The following is an 11842-nucleotide window of genomic DNA, read 5'->3' as shown; positions in this document are numbered from 1 at the left end:
AAACCATTATTCCGGCTTCACCTGTGTAATCCTCTTTTCTAAGGAACCATGAAGAATCATCATCAGAAGTGATTCTTTATTAAGTGCTTCGAACGAGTTATTTCCATTGTGCCACTCGGTTTATTGGAAGGCGGACAGACGTGTGCCCTGTATCTGCAGCTTTGCCGATAGAGATCAGCATAACCGGCACATAACGTTCCTTGTCTAAACCAAATGCTTCGGCAATTTTGTCTTTTTCATAACCGCCGATCGGATTTGTATCATACCCATATGCTCGGGCAGCAAGCATGATCTGCATGGATACAAGGCCGCCGTCCACTAGTACGACATCTTCCATCTCTGCACGGGAAATGGTTTCAAAGTAGCCAGCAAATGACTTGTGAATGCCTTCTTTTACTTCAAGCGGCATATGCCCCTCTTCTACTGCTTTTCCATAAATTTCTTCAAACTTCTCAAAGTTGTTGATATCGCCGAACACTGCAATCACCGCAGCAGAAGTTTCCACCTGGTTTTGATTAAAGCGTGCCAGAGGAGCAAGCTTTGCTTTTGCTTCGGGACTCTCGATCACAAGAAATCTCCACGGCTGCATGTTAACGGAAGAAGGTGCGGTAGTCGCGAGTGTAAGAATCTCTTCCATTTCCTGCTTGCTGATTTTCACCGCTGGATCGTAATTTTTAATGGACCGGCGTCCTTTTACAATTTCATTAAAGTCGTTTATTTTTTGTGTAATCATAGCTGTAAAACTCCTTTTATTAAATCGTTATGTTTTCAAAATTACCTGTTGTACATGAGTGTTTTTAAATCCATGTCTAATTTGCTGCCAGCAGAAGCTGCTCGTTTATTTCGGCCTGCTGCTGCATTTGTTGTGTATCCTGTTTTTATTTTATATCCCTTGTTTCTTTTTGTAGGTTTCCTAAAATTTGTTTCATTTGCGCTAGCAAATCCACATACTGCTCTTGTGTAATACCGTAATGAGGGGAACACATTTGCGATACACATACCGCTTCTTTCCTCATTTCATTTGCTTTCTCTGTTACCTCAATCCATACCTTCCGTTCATCATCCAATGACCTTACACGCTTGACTAAGTCCATCGCTTCCATTCGCTTTAGCATGGGCGTTAATGTACCGCTGTCAAGATGAAGCAATTCTCCAATTTCCTTTACTGTAAGCCGATTATGCTCCCAAAGTACAAGTAACGTTAAATACTGGGGGTACGTGATGTTAAATTGCTCAAGGACTGGACGGTATAACCGGGTGATTTCACGGGAACAAGCATAGATCGCAAAACAAAGCTGATTCTCAAGCTTTAAGTTCTCATTCACAATTCCACCATTCCTTCGCCTATATAAATTGTCCGAAATTATATTTTTTAAAATTAAGTTGTGCACAATTAAATATTACACAATCAAAGTGAGGTTGTCAACAATCTTGCACAGTTCCTCCCTGTTCTTATTTAAAATCATTATTTCCAGGAAGATCTCTTTAAGCTGTCCCGAATTTCTACAGACCGTTTTTTAGTATGCCTATTCCCATCCTGTTCTTTACGCCTTTTTCTCAAAGAGAAGACTGGCTTGGCGGAGTGATCTGCTTGCCTAGGACAAGCAGCGAGCGGCTTCTGAAGGTGGGACTGCAGCAATTCTTTCTCCATTAACGAATAAAACCATGCCTCGATACCAGGCATGGTTTTATCATTTCAAAACAATATTTTTATAAAAAAAGGCCGATAAAGTTCATTTACCGGACTCAGACTGTGGACAACTGATATGAATGACCGTGCAGATAAATGGGATGGATCTTCAATACCACTTAGTGAAGCCTGCCGGACGAAGACTCCTGCGGGAAGTACAGTGAGTCGGGAGACCCCGCAGGCGCAGCCGAGGAGGCTCCCGCACTGCCCGCGGAACGCGAAGTCCGGCAGGCTTCACTTATCGGCTCTTGTTTTAAAGCAAAAGACTTTGTCTACACAATGAGACCGATAAAGTTCATTTATCGGCCTGATAGTATCTTTTCTTGATTGTATTTTTTAAAGGGTACGACTAATTTTACTTTTCAATCGTGCCGAAATGAAACTTCGATGTTTTACGGATGTGCTGAGTAAAACCGAATTCTCCAAACCGCTGAGAACGGAAATGGTCTTTCAGCACCACGCGATGTCTGGCAACCCGCTTTGCTTCCCCGACAGCCTCCATGGTCAAATCATGGTAAGCGGCAAATGACCGAAGCGGAGCAATTCCGCTTGAATCAACCGCGGTTTCAAACATCGGATCAAAATAAACCACATCAAATGATTCATCCGGCACTTCTTTTAAATACGTATGATAATCGGCCGGCCGAACCTCGATTCTTTTCATGGCCGCAAGCAGCGGCTCCGGTCCGTCTGTCCATGACCCAAGCCCTTCCCCGACAATATGGGCAATAAAAGGATTTGCTTCTATCGATTGCACGCGTCCTGCCTCTCCTACAGCCGCAGAAGCTGTAATACTGTCGGCCGCCGGTCCCATTGTGCAGTCTAAAAACGACATGCCGCTCTTCAGGCCGCACACGTTTACCAGCTCATCTTCTCCGCCCGCGAGCAGCCGCTTGACGCGAAACATCGCAGACCCGGGATGGAAAAAGAAAGGCGTCCCGCTGCCATCATGCAGTTCAAGCCGCTCCTTTGATACCAACAGAACCGGACATTCATAAAAAGCAGCCAGCTTATTCACCGGCTGCTTTTTCCGTTCTATAAAGGGCACTCCAAACTGCTCAGCAAGCGCCGCTGCCCTCGCTCTTACCTGGGCATCAGCCCGCTGAGATGTAGTGACAATCACTGGCAATGCTGATCAAAAGCCGTTGTTAAATTCGAGATAATCGCACCGAGATCCTGGCCTTCAATTTCCTCACGCGGCACAAAATGTACGACTTTATTTCCTTTTAAAAGCGCCATCGATGGAGAAGATGGTTCGAATTCCGGCATCCAGGCGCGCATCGCAGCTGTTGCTTCCCGGTCCTGTCCGGCAAAAACCGTCATGAGGCGGTCCGGTGCAGGCTCATTCATAGACGCTTGAACCGCTGCCGGGCGGGCAAGGCCTGCCGCACAGCCGCACACTGAGTTGATCACGACAAGTGTTGTGCCTTCCGCGGATTCCATAAAACTATTTACTTCTTCTTCTGTTGTCAGTTCTGTAAAACCGGCGTTTGTCAGTTCCGCACGCATCGGGATCACCATTTGTTTCATGTATTCTTCGTAAGCATTCATCTTTATTCCTCCTTATTGGTTCCGGGCTTCTGTCATTTGCTTCCACACTGAGCCTTTTGCTTCTTCTCCGCCTTCGATCCGTTCAATGGCCATCAAAACCTGCATTTTCACTTCAAATTCCGGATCCTCCGCTGCCTCGCGCAGGGCCGGAAGCGCTGATTCATCGCCTGCTTCATATAAAAACATTGCGGCGCGCCAGCGGACAATTTTACTTTTATCCTTCAGCGCCTGAGTCATTGCATCTGCTGCTTCCGGAAAACCAAGATCACTCATACAGTCACCCGCTGTGCGGCGCACCGTCACGGCTGGATCTTCGAGTGCTTTACGCAGTACAGGCAAAATACGCTTGTCTTCAATCATTCCCGCATACACGACTGCCAAACGCCGGATGGCGGCTTTTTCGTCCTGAAGCGCGGCTTCTAACAGTGGCATATCCGCAAGATCGGGATCTGGCATTTGCTCCAGCTGCTGGTATCGTTTGCGCCAGTCTGCCTCCTTGAGCCACGCTTCTTTGTCCGGCTTTACGCCGTGCTCTTTATGCTGCACAAGCGGGCCTCCTGCCTGCGCTGCTTCGACAAGGCGCTCCACCCGTTCTTTCGGATAAGCGGCCATCACTTCTTCCAGCAGTTCAGGGGCAATCGCATCCAGCTCTCCGTAACGGATACCGAACTCCTGCCACTTACGTTCTAAAATGTAATTATCACCGCCGCTTTCAGTCAGCTGCCGGAACGCATCCTGGCAGTAGTCCGGGAGCGCCAGCCGTTTTTCTTCGTCTGCTGATACAAGCTTTAGCTGCAGGGGAATGCCTTTATACACTTGAATAAAGGTTTCCACTTCGCCAAAATGCTCAAGCGGTTTTGTTTCTCTTTCTTCTGTGCTGCTTTCGCCAAAGGCGGCGCGGACGTTCGGCAAAATATCCTGCCAGTCGTAACGGCCGTTTCGCTCAAGCGCGATAAAGTCTGCCACATGGTAAACACCGCGGACGCCTTCAATTTTCAAAATTGCTTGAATGACTTCAGGCGCCCCTTCTGCCGTTTCCGGCTTGTAATTCGTACTTTTACCAGCCGCAAGCTCCTCGTCCAAAATCACTTTCATCGTATTCGGGCTCGGTGTCGGCTCGATTTTTAAAATCTTCATGCTGGACTCCTCCTCCTTGTTTGGAAAAAAATCCGCCCTAAATGAGGGACGGATTCATTCCTTGTTTCGGTCATTTACTTTTTTCAGCGCTTCGATGCGCGCCGGGTCTTCTTCAAAGTATTCGATCAAGTCCGCGATCCGGTTGATGGAGTCGGAACTTAAGTGGTGTTCAATACCTTCCACATCTTCGTAAATATGTGCTTCATCCACCCCGATCACCGACAGAAACCGTTCAAGCAAATCGTGCCGTTCCACTAAACGCCGGCCGATTTTTTGCCCTTTTGCTGTTAATATAAGACCCCGGTACCGCTCGTACACAAGGTATTCATCTTTATCAAGCTTCTGCACCATTTTCGTTACGCTGGACGGATGAACCGACAGGGCACCCGCGATGTCCGAAACACGTGCATACCCTTTTGTATCAATCAGCAAATAAATCTGTTCTATGTAATCCTCCATACTCGGTGTCGGCATAAGGACGTTCCCCCTGACATTGTCATCAATAAAAGTGTACTATAACTATTCTTTTCAAACAAGGAAAAAGCCGGGCATAGGCCGGCTTAAGAAAGCTTATCTCCGTACTGTTTTAATTTTTCTCCGATTGTGCATTGGGTAATACAAAATTTATGAGCAGCGGTTTTGCCTCTTTCTTTACGCAGTGTATTTTTTACGAGGCAGTCTTTGCAGTACGTATTCAGCAACTCTTCTACTTCGAGTAAAAGTTCTGTTCGGTTCAACGCGTGGCACCTGCCTTTCCCATTAACTCCCAATCTCGGCATGACTTGAGATGGGTGTGCCTTCGAGCGCTTGCCTCGCAAGCTGGTCAGCTTCTTTATTGTGCCTTCTATCCACTGGTTTGTAAAGCGGCTTGAGTCGCATGGATGCAATTTTTTCTTCAATCCGTGCCAGGAACCGGGCATGGCTTTCCTCAAAACACGGCCAGTCTCCGCCAAGCTGGTTCAACACGGTGAGCGAGTCACCCGTGATGGTCACCGGCTGGCTGTTTACCCCTAGTTCCTCAAGCTTTTGCATCGCAAAGTAAAGAGCCGCATATTCTGCTTCATTGTTTGAATCAAGCCCTTCAAGCCGGGCATTTTCACGCAGCCGGTAGCGGCGGCCTCCTTTTGTATAATAAATCGCCGTACCTACCCCTGTACTAGCCGATTCGACGTCAAAGCCGCCATCAAACAGCACCGTAATATTTTCCGGCTCTTCGTCCAGTTTTTCATTCAGCTTTTTAAATTCCTTCAATGTCCATTCCTGGCCAAGCTCATCCATGATCTCTACTTCTTTCACGCGGCCGGTTTTCAGCAGGTCATCGGCGGTTTTCTGCACAAGGTGCCGGTCAATCGGTTGGGACGTAAACGTCGTTTTCACACCTTTAAAATCATACATAAAGCGGATTGTCATTTGCATTTCGCTGCCTCCATTCTTTAAAATAAAAAAGAAAAGATCGGGGGGAATCAATATGTTTGAAGTATACACAGATGGAGCCTCAACCGGCGATCCCGGCCGGGCAGGCGCAGGTGTCGTGATTCGCTGGGATGGCAAAACAGAACGATTTTCCATTCCGCTTGGAGAAATGGATACGCATGCAGCCGAGTTTACCGCTGTTATTAAAGCACTTGAGCTGTGCAAGGAGCGGGGCGCCCAGACCATCTCACTCCGGAGCGATTCTCAAACGGTTGTAGCGGCTATTGAAAAAGAGTATATCCATAAGCCGGATTATAAACCGCTATTGCAGACTATTTTAACGATGGCGGATGAATTCCCGTTATTTTTTGTTAAATGGATTCCATCGAAGCAAAATAAAGCAGACCAGGAAGCCAAAAACGCCATTCGGGCAAACCCTTAAACGGTGTTTTAAAGACTTTCTCCTGATCAGTTTCTTCAAAAAAAGAAATGATTATGTACACGTCCTGCCTCAATCAAAGCCAAACGGATCTACTTCTGTATAGCCTGTATGGCGGGCGAGGCGGGACAGTCCCTTCATTCCATTTTCCTCAATAAAGCGGACGGCCTCTTCTGTTGTCCCTGTAAAAGCGGCCTGCTCCCACGTCCACTCAAGCGGTACATCGCAATGGATCTCCGCCAGTTTTTCCGACATGCGCAGCATATCTTCCCCTTCACGCAATTTTTTTTGAAGCGCAGGGGTCATATCATTAAGTCCTGCTAATACACCTTCTGTCGTTCCATACTCGCGAATGAGCTTCAGTGCCGTTTTTTCTCCAATTCCTTTTACACCGGGATAGCCGTCGGCTGCATCTCCCATCAGCGCCTTCACATAATGAAACTGCTCCGGGTCAATCCCATATTCCTCACGAAACAGCGCGGCGTCATATGACTTCCAATTTCCATAGCCCGTCTGCAGCAGCCACACATAATTATGGCCATTTAACAGCTGCAAAAGATCCCGGTCCCCGGTTAAGATGTAGGTTTCCTCTCCTTTTGTCCATTTGGAAATGGTGCCAATGCAGTCATCTGCTTCGTAGTTTCTTACCCCGGCATTGTGAAGAGAAAACGCAGCCGTTGCCTGCTGCGCTAAATCGAATTGCGGCGCAAGCTCTGCCGGCGGAGCCGGGCGATGTGCTTTATACGAGTCGAACATATCGGTACGAAACGTGTCTTTCCCCATATCCCAGCAGACCGTAATGTGCGTCGGGCGAATGCGGTCTGCCGCCGCAAACAAATGACGGATCAGCCCCTGCACAGCGTTTGTTGGAATTCCTTTTTCATTAAACATAAAACGGCCGCTCGGCGCCGTTTGAAAAAAAGAACGGAATAGAAGAGCCATTCCGTCCACAAGCAGTAATTTCTTGGTTGTCATCTTATCGATCATGCCTTTCCGTTTCAATCGGGCGCGATTCGTCACTTGACCATTCGCTGTAGCTGCCCGGATAAAGCTTTACATTGGTGAAGCCCGCCTGCTGCAGGGCTAAAATATTTGGTGTTGCGGATACGCCTGAACCGCAATACACAATAACCGGCTCATCCGGCTCTATCCCGGTAAACCGTACCTGCTGCGCTTCGGCAGGCTTCCATTTGCCGTTATCCATCGCTTCGGCGAAAAAACGATTGATCGCACCTGGAATATGGCCTGGCACCCGGTCAAGCGGCTCGGTTTCTCCTAAATAGCGTTCAGGTGCCCTCGAGTCAATTAAAAGCGCTCCCCCTTCTGCGACTTCTTCGGCAGAGGCGATCATACCCGGCTGAAGCTGAAGGGTGAGCTCACCTGTTTTGCGCGCCGGCTGCTTTTTTGTTACCGGCAGTCCTTCGCTTGTCCAAGCAGAAAAGCCGCCGTCTAAAATGCAGGCATGTTTGTGGCCGGCATACGTCAGAAGCCACCAGAGACGGCCGGCAAACATCGATACGCCATCATCATAAGCGACTACAAACGTGTCGTCCGACACACCGCAGCTTTCCATAAACGCAGCAAAAACCGTCATATCCGGCAGCGGATGGCGTCCGCCTCCCTGCCCTTTTTCACCAGATAGATGATGATCTAAATGCGCATAATAAGCGCCTGGAATATGGCTTTCTTCATATAAAGCAGCTCCTTTTGCCGGATCGGCTAAATCAAACCGGCAGTCAATCACTACCACTTGATCCTCGTTTTGATTCTGCTTCTCTCTCAGCCATTCCGTTGTGACGATCATCCAACCACTCCTTTTTCATTAGCTTTTTTACATGCTCCTTCGGGTCCCAGCAGTCGAACCGGTAATCCGGCTTCGTCTCGAACCCGAGCCGGCTGCATGTATACTTCATTCCGCCCGGCTGTCGTGAGGCTTCGAAATGCCGGCACGTGGCACAGGCGTGAAACCGTGAATTAAGAAATGTCACGAAGAACCTGCTCCCACTCTTCGATATTGCCAGTTTGTTCGAATAGGAGAAGCCACGCGTCAAACTGCTCCGTTACATCAAGGAGCATCGCTTGTTTTAGTTCCTCGGTTTCCTGATCAATAAACTGGTTTGCACTCATTAACAGCCGGCTTTTTTGTTCGGATAAGTAGCCGTCTGCCAGCTGCTCGATTTGCTCCTGCAGCTTTTGCATCATCGTCTGCTTTTCATTTTTCTCAAAAAAGGCTTTTGCATTTTTAAACAGGGACAGCGTACCGGAAAACGGCTCAAGCGGCTGATCTTCAAAAGCTGTTTTAAAATCGGGTACGATAAGCTTTCCAGTTTGAACGTTTGAGAGCAGCAGTTCCGGTTCAATCATGCTGGCTTTGTTTGTTAGCCGCACTTGCTTATCCTGCATCAATTTCGCGCCATGATTTTCTACGCGGATGGATGTAGCACGCATTTCCTGCGCAAGGTCATAGCCGACTGATTGAAGCAGTTCTGCGAGTGCCCGCTGGAGTGCCCTTTTCGTTTCGTTCTGGCCGCTCAGCGTAGCTGGATTAAACGATTCCTTGAATAAATCTGAGAACCGGTAAAAAACACGCTGCTTCACATAATGAACCAGTTCATCGAGCTCCTGCGCCAGCCGTTTTTCCTCTACCTCTGTTGTCTCAGCGTCGATCGCTGCGATCATTTGGGCCTGCTTCGTTGTTAGTTCTTCCCGCTTCTGCTCTCCTTGATGGACACTTTCTTTGGCAGCGGCAATCAGCTTTTGAAGCTGGCTGACACCCCGCTCGGCTTCCGCTTCAGCAGATTGAACGGCCATCTGGGCAAGATCGCCCGTTAAAAAGGCACGGAATGATTCTTTAAATGGCTTCATGCCTGACTGCGGATGATCCCACTCGCCGCGCATAGCTTCTTCAACCGCCAGCATGCTCGAGACACCATGCAGCCTTGGAAACCGGATTCCATACTGAAGCAGCTGATCCTGAACATACGCTTTTACATCGTTTAGTTCTTCTTCGTCTGCTGCCAGGTCGATCGCGTTAATCACAAAAAACATCTTATCAAGCTCGAACGCATCTTTTACACGGCCAAGCTGAATTAAAAACTCGCGGTCTGCTTTTGAAAAAGCATGATTGTAATACGTAACAAACAAAATCGCATCGGCATTTTTAATGTATTCAAATGCCACACCCGTATGACGGGCATTGATTGAGTCTGCTCCCGGCGTGTCTACTAGTGTAATGCCAAGCCGTGTAAAATCACAGTCATAATATAAATCGATCGAATTTACAAAACAGCTTTTTTGCTCTTCGGCTACGAACTGGCGGAACAAATCAAGATCAACGCGCAGCGTTCCATCCGGCTGTCCCTTATAATCGTCAAAGCCGGCTGAAAAAGCCCGCAAGAAAGATAAGTGAATTTTTTCTTTTCCTTCTCCTTCATTCGCAGCGAGAACATCCGGCACCATTTGAACCGCTTCTTCAAGAGACGCAGCACTCCGGCCAAACAGGCCAAGAGAGGCATTAACGTCTTGAAGCATCATTTCTTCCGGCTTTAAGTGCACATCGGCTGTCCGGTGGTGATGCTCACTGTCTACCGGGTGAATACGGTTCACAGCAGCCGTTGTCGGGTTGGGCGATACCGGCAGTACCTTTTCACCGAGCAGTGCGTTCGCAAACGATGATTTTCCGGCCGAAAAAGCGCCGAACAGGGCAATGGTATACGTCTGGTTTTCAAGACGGGCGGCTTTTTGCAGAGCACCATCTACAAACCGGGCAAATCCCGGTATATGATGAAGGCGCTTTGCCATTTGGCGCAGCCTGTTTACAACCGCTTCTTTGTCGCCTGCTGCCTGAAGCTGAGGCCCTTCGGACGCCTTAATGAACTCTACACTGCTTCGTTCTTCTGTCTGCCACTGCTCCACACCGTCATATAAAACCGCTTCTGCATCTTCTGCCTGCCACTTTTCCTGCAGTGTCTGTACAATACGGGGCAGAATCGGATCTTCTTCGGATACGATGCGGCGAAGCAGTGCTTCTCTTTCTTCCCGCTGCTTTTGGAGCTCCTCAAGCGTTTCTTTTGCCTGCAGCCGCTTTGCCCACACTTTATGCTCTTTTTCATATTGCCCATATTCACTGTTGAACTGCTCTGTAAGGACAGGCGCTGCTTCTTCTTTCCACGCCTCTGACACAGCACGCGCCCGCTTTTTCACAAGAGACGCAACATCCTCGGCATAATTCAAAACGGCATCTCCCGTTACACCGGCTCCCGGCTTTACGGCATCCACTGCCAAAGAGGCATCTACCGGTACGGAAAGCTCTTCTGCTTTCAAGGCAAGTGCAGGGTCGTCCAGACGGCTTTCTTTCACCCAGGCCGCGCTTACCTGGCGGATGGCCCATTCAAGCTGCGCTTCCGTTTGTTTTTGGATATCTTCTACAAATAAACGAAGGCGCTGCTCCCGCTCTTCTTCCGTTTTCTTTTTCGCAAACAACAAGCCGACTTTAAAGTCCGGACGGGTTGATTCAAGATAGCTGCGCGCCTTTTCACGTGTGGCAGCCGGCATTAAAATCGCATTTTTTAATACATCGTCACGGTTGGCTTCATATTGCTTGAGCCAAAGAGAGGCGTCCCGCTTTTCCATTTCTGAGCGGATGGCTGCTTCTCTTTCCTCAATCGACTGGGAGCCTGCTTCGGCTACAACCGCTTCGAGCGGCTCTGCCGTTTGTTTTTGCTGCTCGGCCAGCCATTCCATATGCTCATGCACCAGTCGGTTCATCATCGTTTCCGCTGACTGCTCCGCCAGCTGCTCCCGATTTCGGATACTGTCCTGAATGAGTGCCTGCACTTTCTCAAAGTCGTTATACGGAAGGGAACGGTTGCGCAGACTCGTAAAATAAAACGCTTCCGGTTCTACATTCCACGTCGCAAACGAGTCTTTCACTGACTGGCGGAATGCATCAAACGACAATTCTTCTTCCTTGTGCTTATCAATTTGGTTAATAATTAAAAACAGCTTTACGCCATGTGACAAAAGTTCTTTCGTATAAATGAAATTAAGCTCGGATTGAACGTGATTGTAATCCATCACATAAAAAACCATATCAGCCAAGTGAAGCGCAGATTCCGTGGAAATGCGGTGAGCGTCGTCAGTAGAATCTACTCCGGGCGTATCCATTACCGTTACATCCGGCGGCAGGCTGGAGCCGGCATGCCCGATTTCGATTGAAGCCACTTCATCGCCATCTTTGGCGAACTTTTTAACATGTTTCATATCATAAGGCGCTTTGAATAGAAGCGGACGCCCGTGATGATAATGAATTTTCGCAAAATTTTCTTCAGACGGCTTGATTTTCACGACATTGGCGCTCGTCGGGATCGGGCTGGATGGCAGAAGCGCTTCTCCTGTCAGTTCATTAATCATCGTTGATTTTCCAGCTGAAAAATGCCCGCAAAACGCTACAATCAATTCTTTTTCATGCAGCTTGCGCAAAAACAAAGCGGCTTTATCAGCACGCTCCGTGTCCCCATTATGTAAAAACTGCTCATACAAACCGGCGGTGCGTATGCGAATCCCTTCCAGTGTCCGTTCAGCTGTTTGCGTTCCCATATGAACATTCCTTT

11 protein-coding genes and 1 pseudogene are annotated in these 11842 nt (G+C 48.4%); 1 reads left to right on the top strand and 11 read right to left on the bottom strand.

The features are described from left to right. Positions 1-97: 97 nt before the first annotated feature. The 8 genes and pseudogenes from RRU94_RS15480 to RRU94_RS15445 form a co-directional block, all read right to left on the bottom strand. A complete protein-coding gene (locus RRU94_RS15480) occupies positions 98-733 on the bottom strand; it encodes a nitroreductase family protein (protein WP_315695492.1) in 636 nt (211 codons plus the stop codon). A gap of 294 nt (positions 734-1027) precedes the next feature. Then, positions 1028-1325 (bottom strand): annotated as a pseudogene (locus tag RRU94_RS15475) (MarR family winged helix-turn-helix transcriptional regulator); the annotation flags it as partial. 720 nt (positions 1326-2045) lie between these two features. After that, positions 2046-2813, bottom strand: coding sequence for a class I SAM-dependent methyltransferase (locus RRU94_RS15470; RefSeq protein ID WP_315695490.1), 768 nt, complete (start codon positions 2811-2813; stop codon positions 2046-2048). After that, complete coding sequence (locus RRU94_RS15465; protein WP_315695489.1) at positions 2810-3241, bottom strand: BrxA/BrxB family bacilliredoxin; 432 nt, start codon at positions 3239-3241, stop codon at positions 2810-2812. The genes RRU94_RS15470 and RRU94_RS15465 overlap by 4 nt, the downstream gene beginning before the upstream one ends. Positions 3242-3253: 12 nt before the next feature. Continuing rightward, positions 3254-4378, bottom strand: coding sequence for a conserved virulence factor C family protein (locus RRU94_RS15460; RefSeq protein WP_315695487.1), 1125 nt, complete (start codon positions 4376-4378; stop codon positions 3254-3256). A 54-nt stretch (positions 4379-4432) separates the two neighbouring features. Next, positions 4433-4852, bottom strand: a complete 420-nt coding sequence (gene mntR, locus RRU94_RS15455) for a transcriptional regulator MntR (protein ID WP_242233668.1) — start codon at positions 4850-4852, stop codon at positions 4433-4435. Positions 4853-4938: 86 nt separating this feature from the next. Further along, positions 4939-5115 (bottom strand): zinc-finger domain-containing protein, encoded by a 177-nt coding sequence (locus RRU94_RS15450; protein WP_242233667.1) that lies wholly within the window; start codon positions 5113-5115, stop codon positions 4939-4941. A gap of 22 nt (positions 5116-5137) precedes the next feature. Beyond that, on the bottom strand, positions 5138-5794 hold the full coding sequence (locus tag RRU94_RS15445) for a reverse transcriptase-like protein (protein ID WP_251270871.1): 657 nt from the start codon (positions 5792-5794) through the stop codon (positions 5138-5140). Positions 5795-5846: 52 nt separating this feature from the next. Here RRU94_RS15445 and RRU94_RS15440 point away from each other — a divergent pair, with 52 nt between their 5' ends. Beyond that, the gene (locus tag RRU94_RS15440) at positions 5847-6233 is read left to right on the top strand and encodes a ribonuclease HI family protein (RefSeq protein WP_242233665.1); all 387 of its coding nucleotides are present in this window, start codon (positions 5847-5849) and stop codon (positions 6231-6233) included. A gap of 69 nt (positions 6234-6302) precedes the next feature. Here the strand turns inward: RRU94_RS15440 and RRU94_RS15435 are convergent, their stop codons facing one another. The 3 genes from RRU94_RS15435 to RRU94_RS15420 all read right to left on the bottom strand — a co-directional run bounded on the left by RRU94_RS15435 (position 6303) and on the right by RRU94_RS15420 (position 11828). Further along, on the bottom strand, positions 6303-7205 hold the full coding sequence (locus RRU94_RS15435) for a 5'-3' exonuclease (protein WP_315695985.1): 903 nt from the start codon (positions 7203-7205) through the stop codon (positions 6303-6305). Between the two features lies 1 nt (position 7206). Further along, positions 7207-8034, bottom strand: a complete 828-nt coding sequence (locus RRU94_RS15430) for a sulfurtransferase (protein WP_315695480.1) — start codon at positions 8032-8034, stop codon at positions 7207-7209. A gap of 170 nt (positions 8035-8204) precedes the next feature. Continuing rightward, positions 8205-11828, bottom strand: a complete 3624-nt coding sequence (locus tag RRU94_RS15420; RefSeq protein ID WP_315695476.1) for a dynamin family protein — start codon at positions 11826-11828, stop codon at positions 8205-8207. Positions 11829-11842 lie beyond the last annotated feature (14 nt).

Source organism: Domibacillus sp. DTU_2020_1001157_1_SI_ALB_TIR_016 (assembly GCF_032341995.1).
In the GTDB taxonomy this organism is placed as follows: domain Bacteria; phylum Bacillota; class Bacilli; order Bacillales; family Domibacillaceae; genus Domibacillus; species Domibacillus indicus_A.
Note: the sequence above shows the minus strand (reverse complement) of the source record. Positions and strands in the feature narration are given on the sequence as shown.

Bases quoted from the DNA above. Each gene is read 5' to 3' on its own strand.
- RRU94_RS15480 (WP_315695492.1), bottom strand. From the start codon at position 733: ATGATTACACAAAAAATAAACGACTTTAATGAAATTGTAAAAGGACGC.
- RRU94_RS15465 (WP_315695489.1), bottom strand. From the start codon at position 3,241: ATGAATGCTTACGAAGAATACATGAAACAAATGGTGATCCCGATGCGT.
- RRU94_RS15460 (WP_315695487.1), bottom strand. From the start codon at position 4,378: ATGAAGATTTTAAAAATCGAGCCGACACCGAGCCCGAATACGATGAAA.
- mntR (WP_242233668.1), bottom strand. From the start codon at position 4,852: ATGCCGACACCGAGTATGGAGGATTACATAGAACAGATTTATTTGCTG.
- RRU94_RS15445 (WP_251270871.1), bottom strand. From the start codon at position 5,794: ATGCAAATGACAATCCGCTTTATGTATGATTTTAAAGGTGTGAAAACG.
- RRU94_RS15440 (WP_242233665.1), top strand. From the start codon at position 5,847: ATGTTTGAAGTATACACAGATGGAGCCTCAACCGGCGATCCCGGCCGG.
- RRU94_RS15435 (WP_315695985.1), bottom strand. From the start codon at position 7,205: ATGACAACCAAGAAATTACTGCTTGTGGACGGAATGGCTCTTCTATTC.
- RRU94_RS15430 (WP_315695480.1), bottom strand. From the start codon at position 8,034: ATGATCGTCACAACGGAATGGCTGAGAGAGAAGCAGAATCAAAACGAG.
- RRU94_RS15420 (WP_315695476.1), bottom strand. From the start codon at position 11,828: ATGGGAACGCAAACAGCTGAACGGACACTGGAAGGGATTCGCATACGC.